Consider the following 15,237-nt stretch of genomic DNA (forward strand, 5'->3'; position numbering starts at 1 on the left):
ACCATCCCTGCATGTCGCAAGCGCATCATTCCGCCCACACTGCGCGTTGCATGGCCAGGCCATGTGCGCCATGCGCCCAGGCCTGTCCCATGTCAGACAACTGCAATCCTCCCAAGGCATATACCGGCAAGGCATTGCCGCCCGCTATCCGGGCAAAACCATCCCACCCCAACACCTGTGCGCCTGGATGACTCAGGGTATGCTGTACCGGGGAAAGCACGGCAAAATCCAGCCCCAGCTGTCCCGCCTTATCCAACTCCTGCTGGGAATGGCATGAGGCAGCACATAGCAAGCCCTCAGGCCTGCTCTCCAGCGCCAACAACCTGTCTGATGACAGATGCACACCATCCACCCCAAGCTTCCTGGCAATATCAATACTGCCATTCAGCAACACGCGCGCCTGGTAAGGTCGTGCTTTTCGCAGCACATGGCTGACAAATTGCTCCAATGCATCTTGCTCCAGATGTTTCTCGCGCACCTGGATCAGGGCGAACCCTCTGTCCAATGCACGTTCCAGACCAGCGAAAAACCTGGACTCTCCCAACTCTTGCAGATTGGTAATTGCATAGATCGGCGGCAGGTTCAATGCCGCCAAAATAGGTTCATTTGCTGGCAGCATCGGACTAACCGTCAGGCCTGCCGGGGATTGCCAGCTCAATACCTGGCCTTCACATCCCTGTGGCTCATTGTGCCATTCCCGCACAATGAAGAAATGTAGCCGGACATGGCGGTCAGGATATTCAAAACTGCGCGTGAGCCATGGAAAAGCTTGTTTTACCTCAATCCCCAATTCTTCCCGCAACTCCCGCTGCAAGGCATGCAATGCAGTTTCGCCTGCCTCTATCTTGCCACCTGGAAACTCCCACCAACCAGCCCATGGCTTGCCCTCAGGTCTTTCCGCCAGCAATACACAACCATCATCGCGTCGCAGAATAGCCACTGCAGCATTCACTATCTTCATGATTTCAATTGCTCGGCAAGTGCACTACGGCCAATATGGTCCCGGGCAAACTGGTACGCCACACGCCCGCTGCGTGCACCGCGTGTATTCGAAAACAGCAAGGCATCTGCCCGGGTCTGCTCCGGCATTTCCTGGATGCCATAATGTTGCAGCCACTGCTGGACGACAGCCAGATACTCATCCTGGCTAAATGAGTAAAATGAAAGCCAGAGACCAAAGCGTTCAGATAAGGATACTTTCTCTTCTGTCGTATCTCCAGGACGGATCTCACCCCCATCATGCTGCACCTGCAGATTTTCAGACATAAACTCCGGCATGAGATGACGCCGGTTCGATGTGGCATATACCAGGACATTATCTGAGGTCGCCGCAATAGAGCCATCCAGCACTACCTTGAGTGCCTTGTAGCCAGGGTCACTGGACTCGAATGAAAGGTCATCACAAAACACGATGAAGCGTTCCGGGCGATTGCGCAGCAAGCTGACGATCTCTGGCAGGGCTACCAGATCCTGCTTGTCTACCTCCACCAAGCGCAAGCCCCGTTCAGAAAAACGGCTCAAGATGGCCTTAACAAGTGAAGACTTGCCAGTCCCCCTGGCTCCGGTCAGCAAGACATTATTAGCCGGATATCCATGCACAAACTGCTCGGTATTGCGCACAATTTCTGCCTTCTGCTCATCGACATTTCGTATGTCATCCAGCTGGATATGGTGTGGATGTGGTACAACCTGTAAAAAGCCACGACCATTCACATGCTGCCAACGCCAGGCAATCGCCGACCAGTCAGGCTCGCTCACCGGGGGCGGCAGGAAACTCTCCAGGCGGGCAAGCACACGCTCAGCCCGCTCAATCAATTGTTCAAAATCAGCCATCTGCCAGAAAAAATCCTATCTTTAGTTAACTGCGATAATCTGCGTTGATGCGCACATAGTCATAGGAAAAGTCACAGGTCCAGACTGTGACACCAGCCTGACCGCGATTCAACACCACCCGCACTGTAATTTCAGCTTCCTTCATCACAGCGGCACCGAGCGCTTCCACATAACTTATTGCCCGGCCACCATGTTCAGCCACCAGTACATCTCCCAGGTAGAGCTGCATCGTGTTGACATCAAGATCATCCACCCCTGCATAGCCAATTGCGGCAAGAATGCGGCCCAGGTTTGGATCAGAGGCAAAGAATGCGGTTTTGATCAAAGGTGAATGTGCAATGGCATAGGCCACCTTGCGGCATTCATCTTCATCACGGCCAGCTTCCACCTGAACGGTCATGAACTTGGTGGCACCTTCACCATCCCTCACAATCGCTTGCGCCAGTTCAACAGCAACCTCTGTCATGGCATCACGCAACGCCAGATAATCAGCGCTGGCAATGTCGCCAATTTCGCTGTTATCTGCCTTGCCTGTTGCAATCAGGATCAAGGAGTCATTGGTGGAAGTATCTCCATCCACCGTGATACAGTTGAATGAGCGATTCACGGCATAATCAATCAATGATTGCAATGCAGCCTGGCTGATGGCGGCATCTGTCGCGATATAGCCAAGCATGGTTGCCATATTGGGGTGAATCATGCCGGAACCCTTGGAAATCCCCGTGATGGTGACTTGCTTGCCACCCAGTATGATCTGACGCGAAGTGCCCTTGGACACAATATCCGTTGTCATAATGGCCTCAGCGGCATCAAGCCAGCGGTCTTCCTGCAAGTCAGCTACACATTGCGGCAAGCCTGCAACCAAACGCTCCATGGGCAGTTGCTCCAGGATGACGCCAGTGGAAAACGGCAGCACTTGCTCGGCCCTGATCTGCAACAAATCAGCCAGTGCCACACAGGTAGCACGCGCATTCTGCATGCCTTGATCGCCAGTACCCGCGTTGGCGTTCCCGGTATTGACCACTAATGCCCGGATGTCATCAGGCTGTGCCAGATGCTCTTTGCACAAGGTGACGGGAGCAGCACAAAAACGATTCTTGGTAAACACGCCTGCCACCCGGCTGCCTTCTTCCAGCAACATCACCAGCATGTCCTTGCGATCAGGTTTGCGGATATGAGCTTTGGCAATGCCCAGTTTGACACCAGGTACTTTTAAGAGAGATTGCGCATCAGGCGCGACGAGATTGACTGGCATGATAGGTATAAAGAGTGACAAAAGATTGATTCTACCGTATTCAGTTGGCGATTGATGCTGGCAAACAGGTCATCACCTGCTTAAACAAGGGATTAAAGGCTGGCATGATGCAGCATTGACCTTCTGGATTGAAACGGTACCCACATCCTCAAAAGCAAGACCAGTAGCAATATGGCGCACAAACGTAAACTAGGAACAAAATGAAAAGGCCGGAATCCCGGCCTTTTCATTTTGCTGTCATTGACACTAACTCAGTAATTCGGCTTCACGGGCACTGGCTTTTTCAATTACCTGCTTGCGCTCAGCATTTCCCATGGCACGCCAACCGCGGATTTCATCAATCGTGCGGAAACACCCCTCGCAAAAACCATGCTCATCGCCAATCAGGCAAACGCCAACACAGGGAGAAACCACCACATCGGCATTCATTGCCAGAATTCTCTTTAGCTCAGCTTACCGTGACATTGCTTGTATTTCTTGCCTGATCCGCAAGGACACAGATCATTACGGCCAACCTTGTTGCCATCGCGCTCGAAAGGACGTATCGCCACCCGGGCGTCACCATCTTCAATAGATTCATCCTCTGTAGATTCACCATAGCTGGCATGTTGATATTGCACATTTTCAGGCTCCACTGGCTTCTCAACCGCCTCCACGTCCGCCTCGCTCTGCACCTTGACCAGCATGGTCACTTGCGTTACCTCTCTCTTGATGGTATCCAGAAGATTGGAGAACAAGGCAAATGCTTCACGCTTATATTCCTGCTTGGGGTTCTTTTGTGCATAAGAGCGTAGATGGATACCCTGGCGCAAATGATCAAGCGCGGCGAGATGCTCACGCCAGTGGTTATCAAGGCTTTGCAACATGACAGCACGCTCAAACTGGCGCATCACACCAGCAGAAGCCTGCTCTTCCTTGGCTTTGTATGCTGCATCAGCCGCATCCTGGATATGCTGACGCAAGGTTTCTTCATGCAGGTTGGGATTTTCCTCCAGCATTTTCTGCAATGGAATCTCGAGACCCAATTCAGCTTGCAACGCTTTCTCAAGACCGGCAACATCCCACTGCTCTTCAAGACTTTGCGGAGGAATATAGGTGGTCACGGTATTCTGAATCACATCCTCGCGCATGACAGAGATGGTCTCGCCCACATCCGCCGCCTCCAGCAAATCGTTGCGCTGTTGGTAAATGACCTTGCGCTGGTCATTGGATACATCATCATATTCGAGCAATTGCTTGCGTATATCGAAGTTGCGGCCCTCAACCTTGCGCTGCGCGTTTTCGATGGCACGTGTCACCCATGGATGCTCAATCGCTTCACCCTCAGGCATTTTGAGGCGTTCCATAATGGCAGAAACACGGTCCGATGCAAAAATACGCAGCAACTGGTCTTCTAGGGACAAGTAGAAACGGCTGGAACCAGGATCACCCTGGCGACCTGAACGGCCACGCAGCTGGTTATCCACACGGCGTGACTCATGACGCTCGGTACCAATAATATGCAAGCCGCCCGCCGCCAGCACGGCATCATGCTGCACTTGCCATTCAGCCTTAACAGCCGCGATCTTGGCGGCCTTGTCGGCTTCGGTTAGCGCCTCATCCTGCTCGATTGCCGCAATTTCAGGTTCAGGGTTACCACCAAGCACAATGTCTGTACCACGGCCAGCCATATTGGTGGCAATCGTAATTACCCCTGGGCGGCCAGCCTGGACGATAATATGCGCCTCACGCTCATGCTGCTTGGCATTCAAGACTTGATGTTCCAGCTTGGCTTGGTCCAGCAAGGAAGAAATCAGTTCGGAATTCTCAATCGAGGTAGTGCCCACCAGTACCGGCTGACCACGCTTCTGGCACTCCTTGATATCCTCGATCACCGCCGCATACTTTTCCTTGCCGGTACGGTAAACCTTGTCCATATGATCTTTGCGCTGAAGGCCTCGGTGCGTAGGGATCACGACCGTCTCCAGACTGTAGATCTGGTTGAATTCGTAGGCTTCAGTATCGGCAGTACCTGTCATGCCTGACAGCTTGCCGTACATGCGGAAGAAATTCTGGAAGGTAATGGAAGCCAGGGTCTGGTTTTCCTTTTGGATGGTCACTCCTTCCTTGGCCTCAACCGCTTGGTGCAAACCATCGGACCAGCGGCGGCCAGCCATCATGCGGCCGGTAAATTCATCGACAATGACAATTTCGCCATCGCGCACCACATAGTGCTGGTCGCGATGATAAAGTGCCTGCGCACGCAGCGAAGCATACATATGATGCACCAGGCTGATATTGGCAGCGTCATAGAGGCTGCTGCCTTCTGGCAGCAGGCCGGCTTCGGCCAGCAGTGCCTCGGCATGCTCATGGCCTTGTTCGGAAAGCAATACCTGGTGCGATTTTTCATCCACCCAGAAATCGCCTTCGCCTTCCTCCTCCTTCTGACGCACCAGCTTGGCGGCAATGCCATTCATCTGCAGGTAGAGGTCTACGCTGTCATCGGCCTGCCCGGAAATGATCAGAGGGGTACGGGCTTCATCAATCAGGATGGAGTCAACCTCATCCACCAGCGCATAATTCAGGCCGCGCTGCACACGCTCTTCTGCTGTGAATACCATGTTATCGCGCAGATAGTCAAAACCGAATTCATTGTTGGTACCGTAAGTGATATCAGCTGCGTACGCCTTCTGTTTTTCATCATGCGGCATCTGAGAGAGATTGATACCAACGCTCAGACCAAGAAAATTGTAGAGGCGGGACATCCACTCGGCATCACGGCGCGCCAGGTAGTCATTGACGGTAACCACATGCACACCCTTGCCGGTCAGCGCATTAAGATAGGCAGGCAGCGTAGCTACCAACGTCTTGCCTTCGCCTGTGCGCATTTCTGCAATCTTGCCAGCATTCAGTACCATGCCGCCAATCAGCTGTACGTCAAAATGGCGCATGTTCAATGCCCGACGCCCACCCTCACGAACTACGGCAAATGCCTCAGGCAAGAGCTTTTCCAGGCCTTCACCCTGCTGGTATCGCTGCTTGAATTCTTCCGTCTTGCCACGCAACTGCTCATCCGTCAGTGCCTGCATGGTACTTTCAAGATCGTTGATGGCACGGACGTTCTGTGCATATTGTTTTACCAGCCGGTCGTTACGGCTACCGAAGAATTTTTTGAACAGCGCGGATAACATGAAGTGACACCAATTTTCCGCCTACGCGGAAACCTCTAGGTTAGCTTTGATAATTGAGAAATTAAGGATAATTACAAAAAAACACTTAATAAAATCGTTTTAAATACTTACTTCATACTTTGCAGATACTTGCGTGGGTCAAGTGCAGCCCCGTTCAATCGCACCTCAAAATGCAGATGGGCGCCAGTGGAACGACCTGTGCTGCCAACACGGGCTATCATCTGCCCTCTTTCTACACGGTCACCAGCCCTTACCAGCAACTCGGACGCATGCGCATACCGGGTTTCCAAGCCTGAGCCATGGTCAATCCTCACGATTCTACCATAGTCGGATGTCTGCTCAGAAGCCGTTACAATTCCATCAGCAGAAGCATACACAGGCGTGCCATTCTCGGCTACAAAATCCAGGCCTTCATGAAAAGCCATTTGTCCGGAAAATGGGTCTACACGCCAGCCATAACTTGAGGAGTTATACGCAACATCGGTAGGCATGGTACTGGGCAAAGTGTCCGCCTTCAGGCGTTTCTGCAACATCAAGGCTTCCAACATGCTCAGCTTTTCGCTCCGGACATCAATATCCCGCACCAGTTCAGCAAGCCTTTCCCCAAGCTCCTGCTCTGACATGCCATAGGCATCCACGGCTGGGCCGCCCCTGCCAGGTGGCAGAATGTCGCCCTCACTTTCCTTGACACCAGCAAGAGAAGATAGCCTTGCACCCAGGGCATCCAGGCGCATCACCTTGGCCTGAACCTCTCCCAGCTGCATCGCCAAAGCATCAATATGCTCCTGCTCGGTGGCCGAAACAAACTTCAATGTTGTCGGCAACTGGGCTTTTACTCCTTGGTGCTCATGTCCACCATGTGGCACAATAAAAGCCCAGACCAGCGCTGCTGGCACCAGGCTGAAAAACGCTATCGCAAGCAATAGCAGATTCAAGGAAACTATCCTCGGTCTTGCCATGCTGTTTGAAACAAAAATTATGTTCATTGCTTCCCCTCGGGAGATTTCCGGCATGCTCCGCATTAGCGCACTTTTTACTGAAAATGCCGAACTGGCAGCCTTGTCGGAACAGGCAGAAAAACTGACACTGTCGCAACAGAAATGGAACGCTGTGGTACCGGCTCCACTCAAACCATACACTCAGGCAGGGAGCATCGGCCATAAGCGGTTGACGGTATATGCCGATAACGGTGCCGTGGCTGCCAAAATCAAATTATTGTTGCCCAGCCTGATGGTTGGACTGCAAAAACAAGGGCTTGAAGTTACTTCAATTCGGGTGGAAGTGCAAGTCAAATCTTCCCCGGCAAAACCAGGCAAAAAACTGCGAGTTATCAGCCCTGTAGCCGCGGCCAGCCTGGAAAAACTTGCCGAGGATCTGAAGGGATCAGCCCTCGGCGACGCAATAGCGAGACTATCAAGACGCCGCTGATTCAGTCATATCAACCAACCCGTCATCATGGATCTTTTGTAGCTCTACTAATGGAATTTTTACTCTACTTTATTGCAGGCGCAGGGGCAGGTATTCTTTCGGGACTCCTGGGAGTAGGTGGTGGCACCGTCATTGTACCGATACTGGTATTCATCTTCACTGCGCAACACTTTCCCGAACAACATGTCATGCACATGGCCCTGGGCACCTCGCTCGCTACCATTATCCTGACCTCAATCTCCTCGGCGCGTGCGCATCACAAGAAACAGAATGTGCACTGGACAATGGTCAAGCGCATTGCCCCGGGCATCGTGATCGGCACCATACTGGGCGCATTGCTCGCAGGGCAATTGAATACTGCTATCCTGAAAACTGTTTTTGCGGTGTTTGTCTTGCTGATCGCCACCCAGATGATCATGAACTTTACCCCCGCTGCCCACCGGCAATTACCCGGCAAGGCCGGCATCTCCCTCATGGGCGGCCTGATCGGTGTGATTTCCAGCCTGGTAGGTATAGGCGGCGGCTCGGTTTCAGTCCCGTATTTGATCTACTGCAATTTCAATGCACGATATGCCATAGGTACCTCCTCGGCCATCGGCCTGCCAATCGCCATTGCTGGTACAGCGGGCTTCATCCTGGCAGGATATTCTGGGGCGGCACTTCCCGCTTACAGTATGGGCTATATTTATTTACCGGCGTTTATAGGCATCGCGCTGACCAGCATACTGACAGCACCTATAGGCGCTTACCTTGCTCATAAACTACCTATCCCTGTGCTTAAGCGGCTGTTTGCCTTATTGCTTTACATCGTTGGACTCAAAATGCTCTGGAGCCTGTTATGATGACCAGTCCCCAAGTCAGCAGCGACAACGTGATTGAAGTCACAGGCCTATACAAGCACTTCGATCAGGTGTGTGCTATCAACAACCTCAGCTTCGAGGCCAGGAGAGGCGTCACCACCGCCCTGTTAGGTGGGAATGGCGCAGGCAAGACCACCACTATTGCCATGCTGCTAGGCCTGTTGCTGCCCAGCAGCGGCAAGATCAGGATATTGGGTGAGAATATGCTGCAGCATCGTTATCGCTTGCTTCATCGCATGAACTTCTCGTCACCTTATGTGGATTTGCCACAAAGGCTCACCATCAGGCAGAATCTCACCGTTTACGGCCACCTTTACCGGCTGCCGCAGCTCAAACAGCGTATAGAGGAACTTGCAGAAGCATTGAATCTATCCAAATTGCTGGACAGGAAATACGGCCAGCTTTCTGCCGGGCAGAAAACCCGCGTATCGCTTGCCAAGGCATTGTTGAATGAGCCCGAGCTTTTGCTGATGGATGAACCCACTGCATCCCTGGATCCGGATACCGCAGACTCCATCCGTACTTATCTTGAACAGTACCAGCAACGTACCGGTGCCAGCATATTGCTTGCTTCGCACAACATGGCAGAGGTCGAACGCATGGCCAGTGATGTGATCATGCTCCGCCAGGGCCAGGTAGTGGATAGTGGTTCCCCACAGGCACTGATTGAGCAATACGGCAGGACCAATCTGGAAGAAGTCTTTATAGATATTGCACGCCATAAGGAGCTGAACTGATGGCGGCGCAAGACGTACACTTCTCTATCCGGCGCATAGGGGCAGTCGCCTTGCGCCACCTTTACCTCATGCGCTCATCCTGGCCGCGCGTGCTGGAAATGGTGTATTGGCCCACAGTGCAGATGATATTGTGGGGATTCATCACCTTGTTCCTGCAGAACAACAGCAGCTTCATCGCCCAGGCCAGTGGCGTTCTGCTTTCCGGCGTACTGCTTTGGGATGTGTTGTTCCGCGGCCAGTTGGGCATTGCCCTGGTATTCATGGAGGAGATGTGGTCACGCAACCTGGGTCACCTGTTTGTCAGCCCATTGCGCCCCTATGAAATGGTGGCCTCGCTCCTGCTCATGAGCCTGATCCGGACCCTGATTGGCATTGGCGGCGCCACCCTGATTGCCATCCCGCTGTTCCACTACAACATTTACGACATCGGCCTGCCGCTCATTGCCTTCTTCCTCAACCTCATCGTCATGGGTTGGGCCATAGGCCTGATTGTCTCGGGCATTGTCCTGCGTTATGGCATGGGAGCTGAAAGCATTGCCTGGGTCAGCGTGTTTGCCATACAACCACTATGCGCCATCTATTACCCCGTAGCCATCCTGCCTAGCTGGTTACAACCCATCGCCTGGGCGTTGCCCGCCAGTCATGTATTTGAAGGTATGCGCGAGTTGCTGTTGCACCACACACTCAATATCGCTCATATGCAATGGGCAGCCCTGTTGAATATCCTTTACCTGGGCATAGGCATCGCCATTTTCCTGGGCTATTTCCATACCGCAAGGAAAAAAGGCTTGCTACTGCAAGTAGGGGAGTAAAGCGAGTATGACAATAAAAACGGCGCTTCAAGCGCCGTTTTTATTGTACGTCTAAAGACGTGAGTGTTGGCTTACTTGCCGTGACGTTCAACGCCGGCCACGATTTCAGCCTTGGCTTCGTCAACACCCTTCCACTCGCCAACCTTGACCCACTTGCCCTTTTCCAGGTCCTTGTAGTGTTCAAAGAAGTGGGCAATAGGCGCCAGCTGGAACTCAGGAATGTCTTGATAGGACTTGATGTCCTTGTATTGTGGGCAAATCTTGTCTACGGGTACAGCCAGCACCTTGGCATCCACGCCGCCATCATCCTCCATGGTCAATACGCCAATGGCACGGCAGCGGATCACTACACCCGGCTGCAATGGGATAGGGGTAATCACCAGCACGTCCACCGGGTCCCCATCTTCAGACAGAGTCTGCGGGATATAGCCATAATTGCATGGATAATGCATGGAGGTCCCCATGAAGCGATCAACGAAGACCGCGCCGGAATCCTTGTCCACTTCAAACTTGATGGGCTCGCCACGCATGGAGATTTCGATGATGACGTTAAAGTCGTTAGGGATATCTTTGCCTGCCGGCACATTACAGAGGGACATCGCTCAATCCTTATATGAGTTCGTTGGTTGTATATTTATTGATAACGCGGGATTTTAGCGCAAATCAGCCATGAACATCATCTTTGCCGCACATGTCCGGCATCAGTCCTGTGCTGGTGTAGGTGCCAGATTGGCAGCAGCCACCTGCTGCCTGCACTCCTGGATCAGGGACTCAGGCACGCATTTCAACCCCAGGTAAATCAGGCCCGGCACAATCACCAGGTCATCCAATTGACCCAGCACCGGGATAAAATCGGGAATCAGGTCAAACGGCAACAAGAGATATCCAATTGCCAGCCCCAGCAAGGCTTTCGCCAGCCAGGGCGTTTGCGGATGACGCAGCACCAGCCGATACACTGCCAGCTCGGTCTTGAGGCGCTGCGCTATCTGCTTTAGCTGACTCAGGAGATAGACTTCCCGGTCAGGCGCTCGAATGCTTCACGGTATTTTTCACCGGTCTTGGCTGCCACATCCGCAGGCAGCTCAGGGCCTGGAGGCGTCTTGTCCCAACCCGTGGACTCAAGCCAGTCACGCACATACTGCTTGTCAAAACTGGGCGGATTCTTGCCCACCTGGTACTGGTCTGCAGGCCAGAAGCGGGAAGAATCTGGCGTCAGCACTTCGTCAATCAGGTAAAGATTGCCCTGGTCATCCAGGCCGAACTCGAACTTGGTATCAGCGATGATGATGCCACGCGTCAATGCGTACTCAGCGGCTTCCCTGTAAAGCTGCACACTGATGCGGGCCACCTTGTCTGCCAGCTCCTGTCCCAGCAACTGGGCACATTTTTCCAGGGTGATATTTTCATCATGATCGCCGACCTCTGCCTTGCTGGATGGCGTAAACAGCGGCTCGGGCAGTTTGGCGGCTTCTTGCAGACCGGCGGGCAGATTGATGCCGCATACAGTCTGGCTGGCCTTGTATTCCTTCCAGCCGGAACCTGCCAGATAGCCTCGCACGATGGCCTCAATTGGCAATGGCTTGAGCTTTTTCACCACCAGTGCGCGGCTGCCCAATTGGGATTTTTCCGCGGGATCAGTCACCACGCTGTCAGGATCAATCCCGGTCAGGTGGTTAGGCACTACGTGCTTGAGCTTTTCAAACCAGAAATTGGCAATCTCGGTCAGGACAGCACCCTTGCCTTCGATAGGCGTAGGCAGGATCACATCAAATGCTGACAGGCGGTCACTTGCCACCAGCAGCATGTGGTTTGCATCAATATCGTATATATCACGCACCTTGCCCTGATTGATCAGCTTGAGGCTTTTGATGCTTGATTGCATAAGGGGTTTAGTCAAAGCAATTACCTTTATCTCTAATTACTATCTTGAATGATGATCTTGCTCAGGACCATCGGAATACGGAAATTTCACATGCCCATAGCGCACCACCAGGATGGCAACGGCGATCAGCAGAACCGAGGCTGATACTGCAAAGATACGCCAGGCTTCAAGCTCCTTGATATCCAGCACCAGGTAACGCGCCAGCGCGATGATGCCGATATACAGCGGATACCTGACTGGCAGGTTGCCTGAACCCAGGTAATGATTGAGCATGGTGAGGATTTCCAGGTAAAGGAACAGCAGCAGTAAATCCGCCACGGTCACAGCACCCGCCACCCAGATATGTACCATTGCCTGGCCGGTGGCAACGATAGTGGCAAGGGTAATGAACACCAGCATGGCCTGCTCGATAAAGCCTATGCCGTGTTGGCCCATCTTGCTGAATTTGTTGGGTTGCATATTGACAGTCTGTCAGGGCTGATAATGGCAGGATTATACCTGATGGCTGCCAACGACAGATGACTGGAAAAGCCGGCAAACAGATATTTTATGTAGTAGAAACAGCGCTGTCTCATCACTGCCTGTATCTTGCTGCCATGTCAGCAAGTGGCAAGGGCCTGATAGCAGCGGCATGCCCGGCAGAGCCAAAGGCTTCAAAGCGTTCCTGACATAATATGCCCATGGCCTTGGTCGCTTCCAGCAGGAATTTGCGCGGATCAAACTCACTGCGATATTGCTCCTGCGCAAGAAAACGCCGCACAGCGCCAGTAAATGCAATACGCAAGTCCGTATCTATATTGACCTTGCGCACTCCGTTCTGGATACCTTTGACAATCTCCTCCACGGGCACGCCATAAGTCTCCGGGATATCACCGCCATATTGGTTAATTATCTGCACTAACTCCTGCGGCACGGAAGATGACCCATGCATCACCAGATGAGTATTGGGCAGGCGTTGATGAATCTCGCGTATGCGGGCAATCGACAGCGTTTCACCAGTGGGCGGGCTAGTAAATTTATAAGCGCCGTGCGAGGTACCGATGGCAATGGCAAGGGCGTCCACGCCAGTCTTGTCCACGAAATCCACGGCCTCCTCCGGGCTGGTCAACAACTGGGACATATCAAGCTCGCCTTCTGCGCCAACCCCATCCTCCTCGCCGGCCCTACCGGTTTCCAGGGAACCCAGCACTCCCAGCTCCCCCTCAACGGAAACACCCACCGCATGTGCAGCCTGCACCACGGTCTGAGTCACCATCACGTTGTATTCATAGCTGGCAGGCGTCTTGGCATCCTCCAGCAATGATCCGTCCATCATCACACTGGTAAAGCCTGTCTCAATCGAATGAAGGCAGATCTGGGGAGAGGCACCATGATCCTGATGCAAGACTACGGGCAGATGGGGGTAGCTGTGCACGGCAGCCTCAACCAGCTTGAGCAGGAAGGCCTCACCCGCGTATTTCCTGGCTCCCGCAGAAGCCTGCAGGATGACAGGGCTATCACAGGCATCTGCCGCCTGCATGATCGCCTGCACCTGTTCCAGGTTATTGATATTGAAGGCAGGTACGCCATAACCATGCTCAGCGGCATGATCCAGCAATTGACGCAGGCTGATCAACGCCATGGCGTTTTCCTATCCTGCTGCATGAAAGCCAACGCTTGCTGCACTTTGAATAGTCTCCTAATAGATTTCAATATCAGTCAGCACTGTAAACCTGGGCAATAGACTATGGCCTATCCATCAACACTATTCCGACGAGTTGCAAAAGAAACATCAAGAGCTCTAGGGGTGCTCCCGCCTATGCTCGCCCACCTTCACGATCTGCAAGGTATTAGTGCCGCCGGCCTTGCCTATGGGCTCTCCAAAGGTCAGCATCATGAGGTCATCCTTTTTCACTGCCCCCAGCCTAAGCAACGTTTCCTCTGCATCGTAGAGTATATGGCTCAGGTCATTGGTCGGCTGCTCTATGTGATAAGGATAGACACCTCGATATAGAGTGAGTTTACGCCTAGTGTTACGCTCTGTAGTCAGCGCATAAATAGGCACGTTAGTATTGGAGCGTGACAACCACGTGACGGATGAGCCCGACTTGGTCAGAGCAGCAATGGCCTTGACGTTCAAGTGCTCCGCCGCATGAATAGCCGCCATGGCAATCGCTTCATCAATGAAGCCAAACTCATCATTGACCTGTTGCTTGAGGTGCTGGCTGTCATATTCCTTTTCTGCCTCTATGCACACCCGGTGCATGGCCTGTATGGCCTCCAGCGGATAATGCCCCGCCGCGGTTTCTGCCGAGAGCATGACCGCATCAGTGCCATCCAGCACGGCATTGGCCACATCAGAAACCTCAGCGCGAGTCGGGATGGGATTGCTGATCATGGACTCCAGCATCTGGGTGGCCGTAATCACCAGCTTGTTGCGCAAACGTGCCATGCGGATCATGCGCTTTTGCAGTCCAGGCACTGCAGCATCCCCGACCTCCACGCCAAGGTCACCACGCGCCACCATGATCACATCGGAAGCATCAATAATTTCCTCCAATGCATCAATTGCCTCTGCACGCTCTATCTTGGCCACGATGGCAGCATGTCCTCCCGCATCCACTACCAGCTGGCGCGCTATCTCGATATCCGCACCCGTTCTAGGGAAAGACACTGCAATATAATCCGCCTCCAGCGCCACTGCAGTGAGGATGTCCTCCCTGTCTTTCAGCGTCAGTGCTGCCGCTGAAAGCCCGCCGCCCTGCCGGTTGATGCCCTTGTTGTTGGAGAGCATGCCGCCTGAGGTAACCGTACAAAAAATCTCGGCATTTTTGACATCGTCCACATGCAACACGATGCGCCCATCATCCAGCAGCAGCACCGCGCCTGGCGTCACCTCTGAAGGCAGCGTCTTGTAATCCAGCCCCACTCGTTGCTGGTTACCCAGCTTGCAAGCCGCATCCAAGATAAACGGGTCCCCCACCTTGAGCAGGATACGATCATTCTCAAACTTGCCTATGCGAATTTTGGGGCCTTGTAAATCACACAAGATACCTACCGGCTTGCCACTACGGCGACAAATATCGCGCACCAATTCAGCGCGCGCAATATGATCCGCCGCTGTGCCATGCGAGAAATTGAGCCGCACCACATCCACCCCGGCATCAATCATCCGCTCCAGGATACTTTCCTCACTGGAAGAAGGGCCCAACGTAGCCACTATCTTGGTTTTTCGTAATGCCATGACTGCCTTTCCTAGCGATTTCTCAGGGATTCATCAT

The 15,237-nt window shown here is 53.1% G+C and carries 16 protein-coding genes; 4 read left to right on the plus strand and 12 right to left on the minus strand.

From position 1 onward, the window contains the following. Window positions 1-25: 25 nt before the first annotated feature. The 6 genes from LG200_RS11085 to LG200_RS11110 all read right to left on the minus strand — a co-directional run bounded on the left by LG200_RS11085 (window position 26) and on the right by LG200_RS11110 (window position 7,244). On the minus strand, window positions 26-961 hold the full coding sequence (locus tag LG200_RS11085; protein WP_226757692.1) for a Nudix family hydrolase: 936 nt from the start codon (window positions 959-961) through the stop codon (window positions 26-28). Next, window positions 958-1,833: an ATP-binding protein gene (locus LG200_RS11090; protein ID WP_226757693.1), complete on the minus strand. Its 876-nt coding sequence runs from the start codon at window positions 1,831-1,833 to the stop codon at window positions 958-960. Before LG200_RS11090 ends, LG200_RS11085 begins: the two co-directional genes overlap by 4 nt. A 25-nt stretch (window positions 1,834-1,858) precedes the next feature. Beyond that, window positions 1,859-3,088, minus strand: a complete 1,230-nt coding sequence (gene argJ, locus LG200_RS11095) for a bifunctional glutamate N-acetyltransferase/amino-acid acetyltransferase ArgJ (RefSeq protein WP_226758244.1) — start codon at window positions 3,086-3,088, stop codon at window positions 1,859-1,861. A 246-nt stretch (window positions 3,089-3,334) separates the two neighbouring features. Beyond that, a complete protein-coding gene (locus LG200_RS11100; RefSeq protein WP_226757694.1) occupies window positions 3,335-3,517 on the minus strand; it encodes a DUF1289 domain-containing protein in 183 nt (60 codons plus the stop codon). Between the two features lie 14 nt (window positions 3,518-3,531). Further along, window positions 3,532-6,258: a preprotein translocase subunit SecA gene (gene secA / locus LG200_RS11105; RefSeq protein WP_226757695.1), complete on the minus strand. Its 2,727-nt coding sequence runs from the start codon at window positions 6,256-6,258 to the stop codon at window positions 3,532-3,534. Between the two features lie 107 nt (window positions 6,259-6,365). Then, window positions 6,366-7,244, minus strand: coding sequence for a M23 family metallopeptidase (locus LG200_RS11110; protein ID WP_226757696.1), 879 nt, complete (start codon window positions 7,242-7,244; stop codon window positions 6,366-6,368). A 25-nt stretch (window positions 7,245-7,269) separates the two neighbouring features. On the opposite strand from LG200_RS11110, the gene LG200_RS11115 reads away from it, so the two are divergent. From LG200_RS11115 to LG200_RS11130, 4 genes are read left to right on the plus strand one after another with little or no spacing between them, the layout of a single operon-like run. Further along, window positions 7,270-7,686: a DciA family protein gene (locus LG200_RS11115; protein ID WP_226757697.1), complete on the plus strand. Its 417-nt coding sequence runs from the start codon at window positions 7,270-7,272 to the stop codon at window positions 7,684-7,686. Window positions 7,687-7,736: 50 nt separating this feature from the next. Next, window positions 7,737-8,528 (plus strand): sulfite exporter TauE/SafE family protein, encoded by a 792-nt coding sequence (locus tag LG200_RS11120; RefSeq protein ID WP_226757698.1) that lies wholly within the window; start codon window positions 7,737-7,739, stop codon window positions 8,526-8,528. After that, entirely contained in the window at window positions 8,525-9,283 is a 759-nt protein-coding gene (locus tag LG200_RS11125; RefSeq protein WP_226757699.1) for an ABC transporter ATP-binding protein, read from the plus strand. The genes LG200_RS11120 and LG200_RS11125 overlap by 4 nt, the downstream gene beginning before the upstream one ends. Then, a complete protein-coding gene (locus tag LG200_RS11130; RefSeq protein ID WP_226757700.1) occupies window positions 9,283-10,095 on the plus strand; it encodes an ABC transporter permease in 813 nt (270 codons plus the stop codon). Before LG200_RS11125 ends, LG200_RS11130 begins: the two co-directional genes overlap by 1 nt. A 71-nt stretch (window positions 10,096-10,166) precedes the next feature. Here LG200_RS11130 and ppa read toward each other — a convergent pair whose 3' ends face one another. The 6 genes from ppa to pyk all read right to left on the minus strand — a co-directional run bounded on the left by ppa (window position 10,167) and on the right by pyk (window position 15,200). Further along, the gene (ppa, locus tag LG200_RS11135; protein WP_226757701.1) at window positions 10,167-10,694 is read right to left on the minus strand and encodes an inorganic diphosphatase; all 528 of its coding nucleotides are present in this window, start codon (window positions 10,692-10,694) and stop codon (window positions 10,167-10,169) included. Window positions 10,695-10,796: 102 nt separating this feature from the next. Further along, a complete protein-coding gene (locus LG200_RS11140; RefSeq protein ID WP_319004562.1) occupies window positions 10,797-11,051 on the minus strand; it encodes a YkvA family protein in 255 nt (84 codons plus the stop codon). 44 nt (window positions 11,052-11,095) lie between these two features. Further along, complete coding sequence (locus LG200_RS11145) at window positions 11,096-11,992, minus strand: phosphoribosylaminoimidazolesuccinocarboxamide synthase (RefSeq protein WP_226757702.1); 897 nt, start codon at window positions 11,990-11,992, stop codon at window positions 11,096-11,098. A 24-nt stretch (window positions 11,993-12,016) separates the two neighbouring features. Then, entirely contained in the window at window positions 12,017-12,436 is a 420-nt protein-coding gene (locus tag LG200_RS11150) for a phosphate-starvation-inducible protein PsiE (protein ID WP_226757703.1), read from the minus strand. A gap of 115 nt (window positions 12,437-12,551) precedes the next feature. Next, window positions 12,552-13,598, minus strand: coding sequence for a class II fructose-bisphosphate aldolase (gene fba / locus LG200_RS11155; protein ID WP_226757704.1), 1,047 nt, complete (start codon window positions 13,596-13,598; stop codon window positions 12,552-12,554). 159 nt (window positions 13,599-13,757) lie between these two features. Next, entirely contained in the window at window positions 13,758-15,200 is a 1,443-nt protein-coding gene (gene pyk, locus LG200_RS11160) for a pyruvate kinase (protein ID WP_226757705.1), read from the minus strand. Between the last annotated feature and the right edge of the window lie 37 nt (window positions 15,201-15,237).

Source organism: Methylobacillus caricis, from assembly GCF_020532705.1.
Taxonomy (GTDB): domain Bacteria; phylum Pseudomonadota; class Gammaproteobacteria; order Burkholderiales; family Methylophilaceae; genus Methylobacillus; species Methylobacillus caricis.

What these genes read in the sequence shown, in the direction of transcription:
- LG200_RS11085 (WP_226757692.1), bottom strand. Translation starts at nt 961, where the DNA reads ATGAAGATAGTGAATGCTGCAGTGGCTATTCTGCGACGCGATGATGGT.
- LG200_RS11090 (WP_226757693.1), bottom strand. Translation starts at nt 1,833, where the DNA reads ATGGCTGATTTTGAACAATTGATTGAGCGGGCTGAGCGTGTGCTTGCC.
- argJ (WP_226758244.1), bottom strand. Translation starts at nt 3,088, where the DNA reads ATGCCAGTCAATCTCGTCGCGCCTGATGCGCAATCTCTCTTAAAAGTA.
- LG200_RS11100 (WP_226757694.1), bottom strand. Translation starts at nt 3,517, where the DNA reads ATGAATGCCGATGTGGTGGTTTCTCCCTGTGTTGGCGTTTGCCTGATT.
- secA (WP_226757695.1), bottom strand. Translation starts at nt 6,258, where the DNA reads ATGTTATCCGCGCTGTTCAAAAAATTCTTCGGTAGCCGTAACGACCGG.
- LG200_RS11110 (WP_226757696.1), bottom strand. Translation starts at nt 7,244, where the DNA reads ATGAACATAATTTTTGTTTCAAACAGCATGGCAAGACCGAGGATAGTT.
- LG200_RS11115 (WP_226757697.1), top strand. Translation starts at nt 7,270, where the DNA reads ATGCTCCGCATTAGCGCACTTTTTACTGAAAATGCCGAACTGGCAGCC.
- LG200_RS11120 (WP_226757698.1), top strand. Translation starts at nt 7,737, where the DNA reads ATGGAATTTTTACTCTACTTTATTGCAGGCGCAGGGGCAGGTATTCTT.
- LG200_RS11125 (WP_226757699.1), top strand. Translation starts at nt 8,525, where the DNA reads ATGATGACCAGTCCCCAAGTCAGCAGCGACAACGTGATTGAAGTCACA.
- LG200_RS11130 (WP_226757700.1), top strand. Translation starts at nt 9,283, where the DNA reads ATGGCGGCGCAAGACGTACACTTCTCTATCCGGCGCATAGGGGCAGTC.
- ppa (WP_226757701.1), bottom strand. Translation starts at nt 10,694, where the DNA reads ATGTCCCTCTGTAATGTGCCGGCAGGCAAAGATATCCCTAACGACTTT.
- LG200_RS11150 (WP_226757703.1), bottom strand. Translation starts at nt 12,436, where the DNA reads ATGCAACCCAACAAATTCAGCAAGATGGGCCAACACGGCATAGGCTTT.
- fba (WP_226757704.1), bottom strand. Translation starts at nt 13,598, where the DNA reads ATGGCGTTGATCAGCCTGCGTCAATTGCTGGATCATGCCGCTGAGCAT.
- pyk (WP_226757705.1), bottom strand. Translation starts at nt 15,200, where the DNA reads ATGGCATTACGAAAAACCAAGATAGTGGCTACGTTGGGCCCTTCTTCC.